General features: G+C 60.9%; 21 protein-coding genes. 16 read left to right on the plus strand and 5 right to left on the minus strand.

Annotated elements, in window-relative coordinates:
* Positions 1 to 123 precede the first annotated feature (123 nt).
* Positions 124 to 312 carry a PI-type proteinase gene (locus ACN50D_RS20210; protein WP_136472457.1) on the minus strand — a complete coding sequence of 63 codons (189 nt, stop codon included), beginning with the start codon at positions 310 to 312 and terminating at the stop codon, positions 124 to 126.
* Positions 313 to 479: 167 nt separating this feature from the next.
* Here ACN50D_RS20210 and ACN50D_RS20215 point away from each other — a divergent pair, with 167 nt between their 5' ends.
* The gene (locus ACN50D_RS20215) at positions 480 to 728 is read left to right on the plus strand and encodes a hypothetical protein (protein WP_007726566.1); all 249 of its coding nucleotides are present in this window, start codon (positions 480 to 482) and stop codon (positions 726 to 728) included.
* A 220-nt stretch (positions 729 to 948) separates the two neighbouring features.
* On the opposite strand, the gene ACN50D_RS20220 is transcribed toward ACN50D_RS20215, so the two are convergent.
* Together ACN50D_RS20220 and ACN50D_RS20225 are read right to left on the minus strand one after the other, a co-directional pair.
* On the minus strand, positions 949 to 1,440 hold the full coding sequence (locus ACN50D_RS20220) for a hypothetical protein (RefSeq protein WP_218960345.1): 492 nt from the start codon (positions 1,438 to 1,440) through the stop codon (positions 949 to 951).
* Positions 1,437 to 2,015, minus strand: coding sequence for an RNA polymerase sigma factor (locus ACN50D_RS20225; RefSeq protein ID WP_007726571.1), 579 nt, complete (start codon positions 2,013 to 2,015; stop codon positions 1,437 to 1,439). The genes ACN50D_RS20220 and ACN50D_RS20225 overlap by 4 nt, the downstream gene beginning before the upstream one ends.
* 186 nt (positions 2,016 to 2,201) lie before the next feature.
* On the opposite strand from ACN50D_RS20225, the gene ACN50D_RS20230 reads away from it, so the two are divergent.
* The 10 genes from ACN50D_RS20230 (at position 2,202) to ACN50D_RS20275 (ending at position 5,928) form a co-directional block, all read left to right on the plus strand.
* On the plus strand, positions 2,202 to 2,666 hold the full coding sequence (locus ACN50D_RS20230; protein ID WP_003943699.1) for an Asp23/Gls24 family envelope stress response protein: 465 nt from the start codon (positions 2,202 to 2,204) through the stop codon (positions 2,664 to 2,666).
* Entirely contained in the window at positions 2,663 to 2,947 is a 285-nt protein-coding gene (locus ACN50D_RS20235) for a hypothetical protein (RefSeq protein ID WP_042925714.1), read from the plus strand. The genes ACN50D_RS20230 and ACN50D_RS20235 overlap by 4 nt, the downstream gene beginning before the upstream one ends.
* A gap of 70 nt (positions 2,948 to 3,017) precedes the next feature.
* Positions 3,018 to 3,206, plus strand: a complete 189-nt coding sequence (locus ACN50D_RS20240; RefSeq protein ID WP_007726577.1) for a hypothetical protein — start codon at positions 3,018 to 3,020, stop codon at positions 3,204 to 3,206.
* A gap of 38 nt (positions 3,207 to 3,244) precedes the next feature.
* A complete protein-coding gene (locus ACN50D_RS20245; RefSeq protein WP_003943629.1) occupies positions 3,245 to 3,424 on the plus strand; it encodes a hypothetical protein in 180 nt (59 codons plus the stop codon).
* Positions 3,417 to 3,809, plus strand: coding sequence for an Asp23/Gls24 family envelope stress response protein (locus ACN50D_RS20250; RefSeq protein ID WP_051649755.1), 393 nt, complete (start codon positions 3,417 to 3,419; stop codon positions 3,807 to 3,809). Before ACN50D_RS20245 ends, ACN50D_RS20250 begins: the two co-directional genes overlap by 8 nt.
* On the plus strand, positions 3,806 to 4,375 hold the full coding sequence (locus ACN50D_RS20255) for a DUF6286 domain-containing protein (protein WP_007726582.1): 570 nt from the start codon (positions 3,806 to 3,808) through the stop codon (positions 4,373 to 4,375). Before ACN50D_RS20250 ends, ACN50D_RS20255 begins: the two co-directional genes overlap by 4 nt.
* Positions 4,372 to 4,956 (plus strand): hypothetical protein, encoded by a 585-nt coding sequence (locus ACN50D_RS20260; protein ID WP_065352045.1) that lies wholly within the window; start codon positions 4,372 to 4,374, stop codon positions 4,954 to 4,956. The genes ACN50D_RS20255 and ACN50D_RS20260 overlap by 4 nt, the downstream gene beginning before the upstream one ends.
* 64 nt (positions 4,957 to 5,020) lie before the next feature.
* Positions 5,021 to 5,143: a hypothetical protein gene (locus ACN50D_RS20265; RefSeq protein WP_003943707.1), complete on the plus strand. Its 123-nt coding sequence runs from the start codon at positions 5,021 to 5,023 to the stop codon at positions 5,141 to 5,143.
* Between the two features lie 222 nt (positions 5,144 to 5,365).
* Positions 5,366 to 5,629 carry a GlsB/YeaQ/YmgE family stress response membrane protein gene (locus tag ACN50D_RS20270; RefSeq protein WP_003943661.1) on the plus strand — a complete coding sequence of 88 codons (264 nt, stop codon included), beginning with the start codon at positions 5,366 to 5,368 and terminating at the stop codon, positions 5,627 to 5,629.
* A 101-nt stretch (positions 5,630 to 5,730) separates the two neighbouring features.
* On the plus strand, positions 5,731 to 5,928 hold the full coding sequence (locus ACN50D_RS20275; RefSeq protein WP_007726588.1) for a CsbD family protein: 198 nt from the start codon (positions 5,731 to 5,733) through the stop codon (positions 5,926 to 5,928).
* A gap of 33 nt (positions 5,929 to 5,961) precedes the next feature.
* On the opposite strand, the gene ACN50D_RS20280 is transcribed toward ACN50D_RS20275, so the two are convergent.
* A complete protein-coding gene (locus ACN50D_RS20280; protein ID WP_065352046.1) occupies positions 5,962 to 6,684 on the minus strand; it encodes a hypothetical protein in 723 nt (240 codons plus the stop codon).
* 306 nt (positions 6,685 to 6,990) lie between these two features.
* Here ACN50D_RS20280 and ACN50D_RS20285 point away from each other — a divergent pair, with 306 nt between their 5' ends.
* The 4 genes from ACN50D_RS20285 to ACN50D_RS20300 all read left to right on the plus strand — a co-directional run bounded on the left by ACN50D_RS20285 (position 6,991) and on the right by ACN50D_RS20300 (position 13,373).
* A complete protein-coding gene (locus tag ACN50D_RS20285; protein WP_065352047.1) occupies positions 6,991 to 8,952 on the plus strand; it encodes a hypothetical protein in 1,962 nt (653 codons plus the stop codon).
* Positions 8,949 to 10,682 carry an ArnT family glycosyltransferase gene (locus ACN50D_RS20290; protein ID WP_212633946.1) on the plus strand — a complete coding sequence of 578 codons (1,734 nt, stop codon included), beginning with the start codon at positions 8,949 to 8,951 and terminating at the stop codon, positions 10,680 to 10,682. Before ACN50D_RS20285 ends, ACN50D_RS20290 begins: the two co-directional genes overlap by 4 nt.
* A gap of 46 nt (positions 10,683 to 10,728) precedes the next feature.
* Positions 10,729 to 11,877, plus strand: a complete 1,149-nt coding sequence (locus ACN50D_RS20295) for a cellulase family glycosylhydrolase (RefSeq protein WP_054187559.1) — start codon at positions 10,729 to 10,731, stop codon at positions 11,875 to 11,877.
* 572 nt (positions 11,878 to 12,449) lie between these two features.
* The gene (locus tag ACN50D_RS20300) at positions 12,450 to 13,373 is read left to right on the plus strand and encodes a UTP--glucose-1-phosphate uridylyltransferase (protein ID WP_058038947.1); all 924 of its coding nucleotides are present in this window, start codon (positions 12,450 to 12,452) and stop codon (positions 13,371 to 13,373) included.
* Between the two features lie 99 nt (positions 13,374 to 13,472).
* Here the strand turns inward: ACN50D_RS20300 and ACN50D_RS20305 are convergent, their stop codons facing one another.
* A complete protein-coding gene (locus ACN50D_RS20305; RefSeq protein WP_223304618.1) occupies positions 13,473 to 13,796 on the minus strand; it encodes a helix-turn-helix domain-containing protein in 324 nt (107 codons plus the stop codon).
* A gap of 348 nt (positions 13,797 to 14,144) precedes the next feature.
* Here ACN50D_RS20305 and ACN50D_RS20310 point away from each other — a divergent pair, with 348 nt between their 5' ends.
* Positions 14,145 to 15,308 (plus strand): O-antigen ligase family protein, encoded by a 1,164-nt coding sequence (locus ACN50D_RS20310; RefSeq protein WP_064443233.1) that lies wholly within the window; start codon positions 14,145 to 14,147, stop codon positions 15,306 to 15,308.
* Positions 15,309 to 15,316: the final 8 nt, after the last annotated feature.

Raw genomic sequence — 15,316 nt, forward strand, 5'->3', positions numbered from 1 at the left:
CTGAGTGCCTACCTTACCGCATCGCGAAAACCCAGGTGAAAAGCGTTAGATCCGTACGGATTTCAAGGTCCCGTGAGCGTCGGCCCACGGGACCTTGGTCCCGATGGTTCAGACCTTCCGGGATCAGTCGGTGTCAGTCGCCGGGCCGGTGCTCGAGGCTCCGCCCTCGTCGGCCCACGTACGTTCGCCCGACGGATCGGTCTGAACGTCCTTGGGTGCGGTGTCGGAGCCGGTTCCCGGACCGTGGTCGGTGCCGGTGGTCTGCGGCTCGTCCGTCTGATCCGTGCGGTCGGTGGAATTCTGTTCACTCATGGTGTGCGTTTCCTTCGGGAAGTCGTTGTTCATGTACTTGTCGTTTCCTGCTCACCCGCGAGGGGTACTCAGTAGGGGGTAGTGCGTCACGTCGAGCCAGTACGTCACGTCGAGTCCATACCGGCAAAGTCAGCTGTCACCGAAGCAGGAGATTTCACGTGAACCATATGACCGTGACGACCGAACACCTGCGTGCACTGCTGGGCAGTGGCCCCCATTCGGAACTGGTAGCGGTCGGGGGCGAGATCGAGATCTACGTCCCCGATGAAGAAGGGTTCGGTCTCGAGGGTATCTCGCTTGTCACTCGCGAGCAGTTGGCCGAACGTCTACCGTCCTCACCCGACAACCCCGACGAAGGTGAACTACGTATCGCCGCAGAATCGTTGAGCGAGATGATCGCCGAACTCGGCGGTTGAACTCCGAAGTTCGGGGCAGCCGACGTCAGATCTGCGGGATCGGATCCGGAGGGTACGGGTTCGGTGGCGTCGGAGTCGGTGGCACGGGCGGCGGATTCATCGGATCGGGTGGTGTCGGCGCCGGTGGTGTCGGCGGCCCCGGGTCGGGGGCGGGGCCCGGATCCGGTGGTGGGGGAGTGGTCATGAGTGCCGGGTTCCCAAACACTTGCCGAACAAACACCTAGTGTTCGGAGTGGCTTTTGGTGTTCCCTTCGGCAGGTAGATCATCGACGATGTCGACTACGGCGACGTGGATGCTCTCTGCAGAGACCGGTGGGTCCGTGTCGCCGAGGATCAGGTGAACGACGTCCACGACGGTGAACCGAACCCGGTCCGACAGTTCGGCCAGATCCACTCCGTATGGCGCTGCCAGTTCGATACGTAGTGAACGTATTTCGTGGCCGTCGACGAAGAACTCGATGCTGCTCGGCGAGCAGTGGTGCCGAGAACGTATCTCGGCGGCCAAATGGGTGCGGAGTACGTGATCGCTCACCGACACAGTGCCTAGACGTGGACCTTCCGACGCGTGTGCGTCGAGCGGCCAACCGGACGCCGAGGTCGACCGTAGCGCCCGGATCACCTTGTCGCTGATTCGATCCCAGCCCGGCTCGGGAGCGTTCCGCAGGACGTCGGATGCGTGCGCCATCAATGCGTCGGTTCGTGATTCAGTCATCGCCACCTCGTCATTCGTTCACTCAGGTTAGCCCGTGCACGATGGTGATGCCCGCGCACCGCATCCGGGGTGAGTCTTAGAATCTTGCCGATTTGAACGAACGTGAGCATCTCCACCTCTCGCAGCGTCCATGCCGCACGCTGGCGATAAGGCAGTTCACCCAACGCTTCTTCCAGTGCCTCGAGGAACGCGGAGTTCGAGGTCGTGTCGAACGGGCCGGCCTCGGGAGACGGCACGAGAGGATCGAGCAATCTGTCGTCGATCGGTTGAGCTCTCTTGATTCGATAGCTGTCCACGATCTTTCGGGAACAGATCGCGAAAAGCCATGTTCGCATCGACGATTCGCCACGAAACGAATCGAGTCGACGCCAGGCGGCCACGAAGGTGTCCTGGACTACCTCGAGAATGTCACCTTCGTCTGCGAGCATGCGACGCGCATAGCGGTGAAGTGCAGGTCCGTAGTAGTGCACCAGTGACTCGAATGCTTCTCGGTCGCCGAGTATCGCAGCGTTCACTGTCGCGGTGTCCAAACCGTCAGGTGCTTCGGTGAGCCCCTGTGTATGCGGTAACGCCACAGTCGCTCCTCTCGCGGAAATGCGGAAAACTCGGCTGCGTTCGAAGATTGTTCGCCCGGCCGGGGCGTTGAATGTTACGGACAGTAACTAACAAGTGTCAGTGATGCACGTCACCTGACTGGGGCATTCGGTTTTGCCTTCGAGTGACGACTACACAGGTAGATCGATCAACAGGAGGAGATGACAATGGTCAGCACGCAGGTTGCGACAGCATCTACGAAGGATGTTGCATCATCGAACGACTCGGCTCTCGTGAGTTCGCAAGGAAAGACGTCGATCGCCGACACCGTTGTCTCGAAGATTGCCGGCATCGCCACGCGAGAGGTGAGCGGCGTGTACGACGTCGGCGGCGGAGCGTCGCGGGTTGTCGGGGCACTGCGCGAGCGGATCCCCGGCGCGAGTGTCAACCACTCCCAGGGAGTATCGGTCGAGGTCGGCGAAAAGCAGGCAGCGGTCGACATCGACATCGTGGCCGAGTACGGCGTATCGCTCGCCGATCTGGCCACCGGCATTCGCCGCAACGTCATTGCGGCGCTCGAACGGATGACGGGTCTCGAAGTGACCGAGGTGAACATCACGGTTCACGACGTTCACCTCGACGAGGGCAGTGACGACGAAACCGGCGAGCCCAAGACTGCACGGGTGCAGTGAGTTCCGAAATCGCCGACACCATCGCGGCGGCTGTGACGGGGATACCTGGGGTCGCCTCGCTTCATGCCGGAATGTTCGGCGAGGTTGGCACGTACCTCCCCGGTCGCCGCGTCGTCGGCGTGCGGGTGACGGAGTCGTCGACAGACATCCATGTGTGCATCTTCTCCGACGCCGCCGTTCGAGATACGGCTTTACGTATCCGCCAAGCGGTTTCAGGACTCGTTACAGGCCCCGTGAACGTGACAGTGGAAGACGTAGTCGGTCGTGCGCACGATGCCTGAGCACTCTCGGGGTTCAGTTCCTGATCGCCGATCCGCACGCCGAGAGGCGATCAGGAGCTACCACCCCGACGTGGGCGGGTCTGCTGACGCGCTCAATCGAGCGCTCGAACGCGTCGACCGGGACTTCGCGTCCCCGATCGGTGTGGGTGTGCGCAGGACACTGCGCGGCACGATGCGGCAGATAGCGAAACCCGCTCGGACCCAGTACACGCGTTTGCGCGCTCGGTTTCCGGGTGCCAAGACCTACACCGAGATCTGACTCGCACCAACGAACATCATCCACAACGGAGGATTCACATGACCACCTCGACTGTCGGCCTACTGGCAGGACTACTTCTCGGAGTCGCAGCTGCTGCAGGCGGTTTCACCGGATTCCTCATCGCTCTGGTTCTCGGTGTGATCGGATACCTCGTCGGTGGTCAGCGTGACGGCGAGTTCGATCTCGGTGTGATGCTGAAGGGTCGCGGACGTGGCTGAGACAGCTCGACCGGAGTCGTCTGTGCTTGCCGAGCCGGGCGATCGTGGAACGCTGACGATTCGAGACAGAGTCGCGCAGAAGTTGGTTCTCGAGGCGACGCGCGGGACCCCGGGGGTGCGTCATCACGCCGGCGGCATGGACAAACTGACCGGGCGCGAATTGCCGAGGGCGCGAGTGCTGGTATCCGGCAAGCGGGTACGGGCCAAGGTGGACATCGCGATCGAGTGGCCCGGATCCTTGTCGGTCATCGGTACCGCGGTGCGAGAGAACGTGACAACCCAGTTGCAGTCTGTATCGGGCCTGGACGTAGACGGCGTGGACGTGGCGATCGTGAGCGTTCTCCCGGCATCGACCAAGCGTGACGCGGGAAGGAAAGTGCGATGACCGCCGACAAGGTCGCACCACCCACTGCCTCGAGGGCTGCTGCTCCTGTTCCCCTTGCGGCGCCGGGATCGGCCGTCACGGGATTCCTCATCGCCGCGGCGCTACTTGCGCTCGGCGTGGTCGGCGTCCGCGACGCGCTGGTGGATACCGGCGTGATCACCGGGTCGCAGTGGATACCAAGTGCTGCCGCATATGTGGACGGGCTCGCGTACGAGGGTTGGATGTTGCCGGCGGGGATCGCAGCCGTCGTTCTCGGCCTGTGGTTCGTCATCCTCGGACTCAAACCGCGACGAAAGACTGCCAATGCCTTGGTCGGAGTCGCGAATACGTGGATCGATCCCGCCGATGTAGCGGCGATAGCGTCTGTTCGCGTCGAGTCACTGGCCCAGGTTCGATCCGCTTCGTCACACGCGACCCGGCGCAAGCTGGAAGTGAAGGCCTCGGTCACGCCCGATGGAGCCGCCACCGCTGAATCTGAAATCCGTGCGGTGCTGGGGGACTTGGCCGGGTCGCTGTCACCATCGCCGCGAATCAAGGTTCGTATCCAGACGGGATCGCTGTCATGACTCGGACGGCGACGGCGATGGATCGCGTGGCGACATGCGTCGTGGGGATGCTCGCGATAGCGCTGGGAGTTGCAGCGATCCTGTGGAATCGCGACGTGATCAAGGATTTCCCGGCGCGTATCGAGATCCCGTGGGCTGAAGATCTTGTCGATCACTCGTGGTGGCCATGGGCTGTCGGAGCTGGGGGAGTATTGCTAGTCCTCCTCGCGTTGCGGTGGTTGATCGCGCATGTGCCGCTGCGTCGGGTGAAGGAGATCGCAGTCCATGGGTCGAACTCACACAATTCCATCACCGCGGATCTGGGTGCGGTGGCGGAAGGGGCGAGCGCATCACTGGAGGGCTTCGACGAAGTGTCGCGTGTCCGAGGAAAAGCGTTGCTCGATCGTGGAGTTCGCACGATCGATTTGCGAGTGACATTGAGACGTAGCGTCGTATCCGGATCGGAAACGTTGTCCGAGCTGATTTCTCGCGTCACCGACACGGGGGATCAAGTCGCTGCGGTGGTCGGTGATCCATCCGTCGCGACCAGAACTCACATCGCCGTGGAAAGCGCGAAACACGATGAGCCGAGAACTCTCTGATCAATCGAGGTTTGAGCCTCCCGACGGCCGGGTATTGGTAGACCTCCCGATCGTGCACAGAGTCATGGATGTTGCTGTGGCACTGTGCGTCACGGTGCTCCTGGCGACCGTCACTTCGATGGCGATCGCGATCGTAGTGACGCTGATCATGTGCGCGTCGGTGAGTGTCGTTTCTCGTATGTGGTGAATCGCCAGTCATTTTGGTTCTGTCGTGAACACCTGATAGAAAGGTAAGCAGACAATGTGGCTGCTACTGAGTGCGCGATCCCCCGCGTCGTGCGGCGGAGAGTCCGGTTGTGTACAAACACTACCCGCGATCACGGTCTAGTTGCGCGGGCCGATCGCTCGGAACTCTCCCTTTACCGGCAGTCTCTCATTGCGCCGCCCCTCTTTACTCTAAGGAGTCCAAATGCTTCCTCTCGGTATCATCGCCTGGATCATCATCGGTGGACTGGCGGGTTGGATCGGCAGTAAGATCATGAAAACCGATGCGCAGCAGGGGATCTTCCTCAACATCGTTGTCGGTGTCATCGGCGGTCTGATCGGTGGTTTCCTGCTTCGAGTCTTCGGCGTCGATGTCGAGGGCGCGGGCTGGATCTTCAGCTTCCTCACTTGCCTCCTCGGCGCTGTCATCTTGCTGTTCCTGGTCAAGGCAGTCACCGGAAAACGCTGACACGCATTTGTCCACGCAGTTCGAGTTCGACTGAATCCACGACCGAATTCCACGGCCGAACGCACGACCGAATCCACACCGAATTCAAGAAGGAGAAATACATGTCTGACTTCATCGACAAGGCAAAGCACCGCGCTGAGGATCTCATCGGCGAAGCGAAGGAAAAGTTCGGAAACGCCACGGGCAACGATGATCTGGCTGCCGAGGGTGTTGCCGATCAGGGCGAGGCGAAGGTCAAGAAGGCCGGAGACACTGTCAGTGACAAGGTCTCGGATATCAAGGACAAGTTCACAAGCTGAGTGAGCTTCGGCGCGGTTGATCGGCACGTCCGGTCAACCGCGCTTTTGTGTGCCTCCTCGGCCGTTGCGGCTACCGCGATACGCGAACTTGCGCGTTTCTGCGAGCCACTCCGGAAGCATGCGCATGTGGGCCGGTGTGTTCAGAATCGGATCGAAGGACGGCTGGAGGCAATCCGGGTGGTCCTCGACCTCGTCGAGACAGAGATGCCCGATCGGTATCAACTGAAGTTGAATTCTCGCGAGGTACACGGAGAAGTGCAGCGGGGAATGATCGACCGCAGCTTTCAATGCAGACAAAGAAGTGCCGGCCGGATGGACACCGCGCGGTGTCACGATCAGCCACGCCGCGGCACCGCCCGCGCGTGAGTAAGGAACCAGTGTGCTGTATCTCGCGCCGTTCCACGAGAAAGCCGGAGCTGGAAACATTTTCGAGAAGGTAGAAAGTCCTGATGTTGCGAGAAGAATGTCCCACGGGTTTTCATCTGCGCCGACATCGTGCAACCGAAGCGCCAGGCCGAGTACGTCGGGTAGGTCTCCGGGTGTTCCGAGGGCTTTCGACATTCGAGCGGTGACGGTAATCGTCGACGACTCCGATACCGGCCACCATGGGGTGGCCGGCTTCAATGTTCCCTTCAGTTCGATCCCGTGAGGGTGAAAAACCCTGGCCATGCGCAGCGATGATGCGAAGTGGAACGGCGCACCGACCAGCTTCCCGATCGCACTCCTGCCGGCGGGGATGATCGAATTGATCGTCACAGCTTCCTTTATCTGAGAATTCTCCGCCCGTGAAGCGCCCGGACTGGACGGACGTTCAGGCGTATTGACGGGCTTTTCAGTGGCGTCTTTCGACTTCCCAGTGGTGGTGATTGCTAATCATGTGACATGCCGTAACAAAAGTCTCGCCCGCCGGGATAATTAGCCAAACGCATAAATTGGTCGTTATGGTTTGTTTGTCCGTAACGGTGCGATCGGACCTGCGACCGTCGCGAACTGGCGAGATTGCTACTCGTGATTTGTGTTTGGTGATTGCGCGGAAACAAGAAATGTCGAGGAGACACGCTGATGGGCCACTCTCGAACCTGGCTGACGCGCGCGCTGGCAATGCCGGTGGCTGTCGCGGTCACTTTGTTGCTTCCGCTCGGCAGTGTCGCCTCCGCCCAGGATTTCGAGGACGACGCAGATACTTCGGTGGCCGCCGCAGCCACAACTCCGATCTCCTTCACCGAACTCGGACGAGGAACAGACATCGTGTTCTCCTCCGATGACGCACCCGTCTTGGTGACCGTGCCGGTGCCGGACGGACTCACCGCAACAGCCGTGACCGGAATCCTGACCGCCCCGACCGACTTCAGTAGGGGTTGGCTCGAAGTGACTGCGGACGGCAGATTGGTGAGCCGCGTCGACTTCGACGCCGGGCAGGCCGGAACCGGCCTACCGATTTCGGTTCCGTTGCAAGGTCTCGAAGTGGTCGACCGGAGCGTGACCGTGTCGATGATCGCTCACCTCGTTCCCGTCGACGACCGCTGCTACGACCGAACGAGATACCAGCCCCTTGCGCTCCGGGATGCCTTTGTCGCCTACGACGGTGCCGAGCAGCAGCCCACGACTGTTGCAACCTTCTTTCCGCCGATTTTGAGGAAGGCAACCATCTACGTCACGGATGGTTCGTCACGGTCACAGCAGAGTGCGGCTCTGCAGCTGAGTGCAGCGATTGTCAACAAGTACGGAAGTCAGCCTGACGCCGTGGTGGTGGAACAACTGCCGAACGGCCAGAGTCTGCCGTCCGCTGAGCCGGGACTGTTCGAGAGAGCTGTAGTACTCGGCAACAGTGGGGACGCCGGCATCGATCTCGCGGCTGCTCCGAATGGTGCACCAGTGCTGCGAATTTCAGGGGACGACAAGACCCTCGTTCCTCAGGTCAGTCTGTTGGCGGCGAACTTCGACGGCTACTGGGCGGCGAGCAGGGCGCTCGCGTCACCGGACAACACAGTTGCCCAGATTTCCCAGGACGCCATCACCGTCGGTGAGCTGAAGCTCGGAACGTTGACGGCTTCCGGTCTCAATCACATCGAGGTCGACGTCCCGTTCAGCCAGTCGCAACTGGGGCGTCCGATGAAGGACGTGTCGATCCGAATGATCGGTTCCTATGTACCGCTGCCGAATTCACGCAACGGAGAACTGTCGATTTCGCTGGGGGACTCACGGCTTGCTTCGCAGACGGTGAACGAGACAGGGCGCTTCGACATCGGCGTCGATGTTCCGAACGAACTCCTGCGTCGCGACCTGACCTTCGAAGTCTCGATGGATGTGACCGGCGACTTCCAATGCGGCACCAGTAGCCCGTCTTCGCTCACTGTCGATCCGGCAAGCACCATCACGTCCACTACCGGATTCCCGCCGACGCCTGGAGGATTCCAGGCATTACCGCAGTCGATGCTGCCCACACTCGATGTCGGTTTGAGTCACGGTGATTTCGCAGATCTCGTTCGCGCGCAGCGCCTCGTTGTCGCGATGCAGCGGTTGAGCTATCTGCCGCTGCAACCGCGTGTGCTCCCCTTCGGCGACGCGGCGACCAGTTCGCTGCCGGCGTTGTTGATCGCGGCGGACGGGAAGCTTCCCACTCCGGTGGCTCTACCCATGGACACAGCAGATCAAGGGCTCCTGCGCTTGCAGGGTCTTGAATTCGGTGGACAATACGGTGCCTTGCAGGTGGTTTCGGGTTCGCACAACGAAGTGGTGGCGCTGACCTCTGAGGGTGATGCGGCCGATGCCGACGGTCTGCTCAACTGGTTGGAAAGTGGGAAGGACCGGTTCGCAGAACTGACCGGCGATCTCCTGGTCGCGCCTCGGGGAAGTGAGCCCTTCGATGTCGGAGTCAACGTCGCCCCGTTGGGCACCGCGGCCTCGGCCGAAGAGGAGACCGGACTGAGCGCGGTCACGATCGGCTGGATCGGATTCGGGACCGTGGTTCTGATCGCTGTTGCCGTCGGTGGTGTGCTCGTAGCTCGGCGTCGCGGACAGTGACCGTCACCGATCGCCCGGCCCTGTCCGTCGCGGTCCACGATCTACCGGGCCGCAAGCCATGGCGGATGTTCGTCGCGCTCTTCGCGATCTACACCGCGTTGGGCGTGTGGATGAACGCGGGTATCGGGTTCATCTTCACCGATTCGCTCAGCCGCGTCGCCGCGGTGTCGGCGATGCTGCTCAGCCGTGATCCGCACTTCGCGGCGATCGGGTTCGTGTTCACCCCGTTGACGGCGGCAGTCCAGATTCCGATGGGCCTGATGGGTCATTGGTGGCCGGATCTGCTGCGGTGGAACATCACTGCGGTCGTGATGTCCGCGGCCTTCATGGCTGGTGCTGTGATTCAGGTACGTGGGATCAGCCGCGACCGTGGGTGTGCGCGATGGGTCACCGTCGTCCTGACCGTGCTGTTCGCTGTCAACCCGATGATCGTCATGTACGCGGCGAGCGGAATGAGCGAAGCTCCGTTCCTCTTCTTCGTTCTGTGGGCGACACGTCGGTTGATTCGGTGGATGCGAAGCGACGACGTACACGACCTCATCGGTGCCGGCCTCGCTTTCGCTCTGGCGTACCTCACCAGATACGACGCATTGGCCCCGCTGTTCGTCGCGGTGGTGCTGGTGACCGTGGTGAGTTGGCTTCGTTTCCGCCCGACTGCTGACGAGCGCGGCGAGGGCGCGGGGCCTGGCTTGCGGCTCTGGGCAGCAGCCCTCGACGGTGCCGTAGTGCTGATGCCGGGATTCCTTGCCTTCGCCTTGTGGTCGTTTGCCAGTTGGCTCATCACAGGTCAAGCGTTCCAACAGTTCTCGTCGGTCTACGGGAACAGTTCCATCCTGGAGCAGGCTGGTGCCGGAACCGACTCACCGATCGCCCGTCTTGCGTTCTCGATTACCGAAATGGCCGTACTCGGCCCGGCGCTCCCGGTGCTCGCGGTCCTTGCAATCATCTACGCACTTCGGCGGCGCGACACCGAAGTGGTCGTGCCTCTTGTGTTGTTCGGCGCCATCCTCGGTGCCCAAACCTTGCTCTACGTGATGGGATCGACGTTTCCCCTTCTGCGCTTCTACATTTCGATCATTCCGCTGTGTTTCGTGTTGGTCGTCCTGATCGCACCTCGCGGTGCGCCGGTCGTCACGCGTCGACCGGGGGCTGCTGCGTCACGCTCGGTATCGACGTACCCCGAGCAGTCGGGGCCCTCTCTGCCCCTTGTGATCTCTCTGTGCTTGCTGGTCGGGTCGACGCTGGTCACGTTTGTCGCGATGGGTAATGCGCGGATCGCAGTGCTCGAGCATTCCATTGCCAGTGCGATCATTCCGGGCCGGCAGAACCTGGAGGAGCAGACGAATCTGCGCACGTTTGCGGCCGAGCGTCGCATCGCCAGATACCTGGACGACTTGGCTCTGCCGGAGGGGTCGGTTCTGCTCGACACCGTGCAGAGCTATGCCGTCGTGGCGTCGTCGAACAACCCTCGGCAATTCGTCGTGCCTTCCGATGCGGACTTCGTGCGCGTACTGAACAACCCCGCCGAACATCACGTCGAATACATCCTGTCGGTGCCGAACACCGGTCGCGGTGTGTCGGACGCGGTCAATCGGCGCTATCCGACGATGTACGACACCGGGGCCGGCGGTGTGGGAGCGCTGGTACTCGAGGTTCCCAACGACGGCGGCATGGACCCTTCGGCCTGGCGTTTGTATCGCGTCACCGGTGAACGGCAAACGGGTCGATGAGGCAATTCGTGTGGGAGGATTGTCCGTATGACGTGGATGGTTGTAGATGTCTTCTGAAGAAGTGCGTCCGCGTGTGCCTGGCACAGTGCGTCGCCGTATCGCTGCCGCTGTAGTCAGCTTTGCAACCGTCGCGGTGGTGACAGGAATGTTCACGACGCCGGTGGTTGCCGATTCGCCCAAGACGGTTCGGGTGGGAGCGTCGTCGAGCGGACTGACGCTCGACGGACAGCCATGGTGGCCTACCGGGCTGAATGCTTATCAACTGGCCACTGATTGGTCGGTGAACTTCGGCTGTGGCGCCATGGTCGATCTCGATGCCTACTTCGGTTCTCTGCCACCGAACTCCGTCACGCGTTTCAACGCGTTCCAGGCGCTCGCGGTGAACAAGGTGTCCGGGGAGATGGATTTCGGCCCGATGGACGCGGTGTTCGACGCTGCGGCGCGACACAATCAGTTCACGATTCCGGTGCTCTCACCCCAGGACAGCGGGTGTGATGACGGGCTGTTCAAATCCAGGGACTGGTACACCGACGAGTGGAAGGTCGCGAACCTGATCCCAGGTCGAGCCACCATGAGCTTCCAGGACTGGATGCACACCGCCGTCGACCGTTGGAAGAACGAGCCTTCCGTCGCGGCGTGGGAATTGGTGGGGGAGCCGGAACCGAGCCTGTGTACCGATGCCGCCTGCAATTGGTGGACAAGAACGTGCCCGTCTGATTCCGCGCAGGTGTTGCGGGAGTTCTTCGACACGGCAGGCGCCGAACTTCGGGCGATCGATCCGAACACCCTGATCACGGCCGGATACGTCGGGGGCGGTCAGTGCGGCACTGCGGGTGACGACTACCAGTACGTGAGCGAGTCCGACTTCGTCGACGTTCTGCAGTATCACGACTACGGAGCAGACGGGGTTCCGCTTCCGGGCGACCAGTGGAACGGACTGGCGCGTCGCATCGAACAGGCCGCGAACGTCGGGAAGCCGTTGTTGGTCGCCGAGACAGGCGAATTGGCAGGCAGTTGTGAATCACTGGCGACCAGAGCCACGAATATCGAGACGAAGCTGACGGGGCAGAAGGTGGCCGGTACGGCCGGAGCTCTCCTGTGGGCATTCGTGCCGGATCCACGGCCGAACGAATGCACAATGGATATCGGGCCTGACGATCCACTCTTCGACGTGATTGCTTCACTGGCAAGTTAGGACACTGCTAGTAGTCCACTGGGAGTTCCATCCAGTGGGAGTATGGTCACGATTTGATAACAACCTGAATCTGGTGTTGTGGCGTGATGACCGTATTTCGTTCGTATTCAATGGTATTCAGTGGCATTCACCTGTGGATAACCGAACTTGAAGACGGGTGAAGTCGCACGGGACCATCGATGCGACGCTTCCAGGACCTTCGTCCGGGTCGGCTGGGGACGGTCCGGTTGAGGTGCTGAGTTCGGAAGTTGTGTCGTACCTGTCTCTTTGGCCAGTTGCTACGTCCCGCCGTGGTCAACGTCGAAATACGATCACAACCGTTCGCCGCGGTAACGGGTAGTGCGCGGAGTGCGGCGTGCCCCTCGTGGAAGTGACATCGAGGGGTGGTGTGTAGCTCTCGCGCGCAACGAATTCCGAGTTCGAGTCAACTTGCGGCGGCATCGGCCGCCCGGTAGACCTTGTGCGCAGGCTGTACATGCGATGTGAGCTTTCGGTCGTCGAAATGAGGGGACGACCGCTGCATGCGCGTAACGGTAAGTGTGTGGAGCATCGTGTGAGCGGAGAGGTGAACGATGACTGGGTGCGCTGAACGGCCTTTCAAGACTGCTGTGGTGCCGGCTGCCGGGATGGGGACTCGTTTCCTCCCGGCCACCAAGACGGTTCCGAAAGAGTTGCTCCCAGTGGTCGATACACCCGGGATCGAGCTGGTCGCAAGCGAAGCGGCGCAAGCAGGCGCGGAACGTCTGGTAATTGTCACTGCGCCGGGCAAGGCATCGGTCGTCGGGCATTTCGTCGAGGACCTGGTGCTCGAGGGCAAGCTCGCCGCCAGCGGGAAGCACCATCTACTCGAGCGTGTGCGTCGGGCCCCGGGCCTGATCTCGGTGGAGCCGGTTGTGCAAGAGTCTCCGCTGGGATTGGGACACGCTGTCGGTCTGGTCGAATCGGTGCTGGATGCGGACGAGGACTCGTTCGCGGTGCTGCTTCCCGACGATCTGGTCCACCCCTGCGGCATTCTCGACGCGATGGCGAAGGTACGTGTCGAGCGTGGTGGTTCTGTGCTGTGCGCGTTCGACGTCGCGCCCGATCGTGTTGGGGCCTACGGAGTATTCGACGTCCAAACACCTGTGGAGGGCAGCGATCCCGATGTACTTGCCGTCGTCGGCATGGTCGAGAAGCCGGCTCCTGAGGATGCTCCGTCCACTCTCGCCGCGGCCGGACGATACCTTCTCGATCGCGCCGTGTTCGACGCGCTCAGACGAATCTCACCCGGGCAGGGTGGCGAACTACAACTGACGGATGCGATAGCGCTGTTGATCGCGGAGGGGCATCCGGTTCACGTCGTCGTCCATCACGGAACCCGCCACGATCTTGGTAACCCGGGAGGCTTTCTGCGAGCATCTCTCGACCATGCGCTCAGTCGCACCGAGTACGGACCGGAGTTGCGAGTCTGGCTCAAGGAACGATTGGATCAGCCGGATCCGCAGTTGACGTACTGAATAATGCCGTCCATGACAGCTGAGGTCGAAATATGTTTTGGTGCACGAGAATCTGCACCATGTTCGGCTAGCGCGTATGTGAATGTCGGTAGCCCGGATTCATTCACTTTGTCGGTCGATACCGCGTCGGGTGAGTTCGTCCACCAGGGACTGAGTCGAAATCGTCGCGACGATCGACGGTGGAGTCATCCCCGGCTCCGCTTCCTCAGAGGTCAGATAACCGGCGGCTACGAGGACCTCCATGATCGGAGCGTCGAAGACCTGACATGCCGTCCGCATCGTGTCCTGCGTGGGAGGGCGTTTAGCCGACAGCCATCGACTCAGCTCGGAAGGTCGAATCTTCAGCGCACGCGCAGCTTCCTGGATGTCGCCGAACGAGCGAAGTTCCAGTTGATTCTCGACCCATGCGGAGAAACCACTCATAGCGGTCATATTGCCTGAGCCGAGACGTATATGCCACTTCCTTTCGGCCACGAGTCGAGGACAATTGGATATCTGCCATGTCGTGGCAAAGTTTTGCGTCGACGATTCGCTTATTTGCAGTTACGCGACGTTGCCGACAGAGGATGACTTCTGCGCTGAGCGGGGATTATTCAGCCCGGCGTCGGCGAAGGGTGAAATCGAGGGTGAAATGCAAAAAATTCGATTGTCGGAAGCAGGAACTCAATGACAACGCCGAGTCAAGTCAGACCTCAAGGTCTTCGGAATGATGCCGCTTCGACGGCAGGGCGAACAGGCAGAATTCCTTTGTCGCCGACTACCGCTGTGTGGATGGCGATCGCGATCGCAGTTCCGATATACCGCTCGTTGCCCGGCGCCGTCACGCAGTTGTGGGCGATGGCAGTGCTTGCGGTCATCGTGGCGTCAGTAGCGCTGGGACGAGTTGCTCGGCCGCAGTTTGTCGGCGTCTGGTTGACCGCCGGCTACGCCGCTCTCGTCGCAACGGTAACAGCGACGCGTGGCAATGATATCGGCGGAAATCTTTATGTTGGAATCCAACTTTTCATAGTTCTCGGGCTCGGAATATTTGTGATGGTCGCCAATGTCCGGCGTGATCCGGGTTTTGTCAGGCGTGTATGCATTGCGTTCATAGCAAGCCAATCGGTTTCTGCTCTGGCCGCCGCTATCCAATTGGCCGGTTCATCCGTCTTCGGTTTCGGTGTTGTGAACGGTCGTGCTCCAGGTCTGGCAGGTCACCCGAACGTTCTGGGCATCATGTCCTCGCTTGCGCTGATTCTGTGCCTGGGGGCTGCAGTGCGAAAGGTAGGAAATCGGGTCGTTCTGGTGCTGATATCGATTGTGAACGCGGTGGGACTGCTGGCAACCGGTAGTTTGAGTTCGTTGTCGGCATGCGCGATCGGATTGATCGTCGTGGCGATTTCTTCGCGAGTGAAGATCACCACCATCGTCAAGAGTTTTGTCGGCGCCTCTGTTCTCTTCTGGGTCGCAATCACCTACACCGAGTTCGGAAAGCACCTGGAGACGCCGGCCGATCGATACCTTCAGGTCACAGGGCAGACCAAAGCCGTCAGCACACTCGAGATCCGTAACGACACTTACGGATTCGCTTGGGATGCTATTCGCGCGCATCCGCTGTCCGGGGTGGGTCTGAACGCTGCCAATGCGGCCTCGTTCGACAACGTCACAGTCGTCCACAATGTGTTTCTACGGTCTTGGTACCAAGGCGGGGTGGTGCTTGCCCTGGCTGTGGGACTCATCATCTGCGCGACGGCATTGGTTGCGTTCAGATCGATGAAGTCCGGCAAGAACGCCGCCGCGGCCGGCGTGCTGGTCGCGATGATGACATTCGCACTGACCTCGGCATTTTTCGAGCAGGCGTACTACTGGCTACCGGTCGTACTCGCGTTTGCATGTCTTTCGGCCGGCAGTGATCGGACCGCAAGCTTCAAAGCTCACCCGCGCAACAAGAGTTGATCGGGAAT

Source organism: Rhodococcus sp. SB1D, from assembly GCF_048573875.1.
GTDB classification, from domain to species: domain Bacteria; phylum Actinomycetota; class Actinomycetes; order Mycobacteriales; family Mycobacteriaceae; genus Rhodococcus_F; species Rhodococcus_F qingshengii.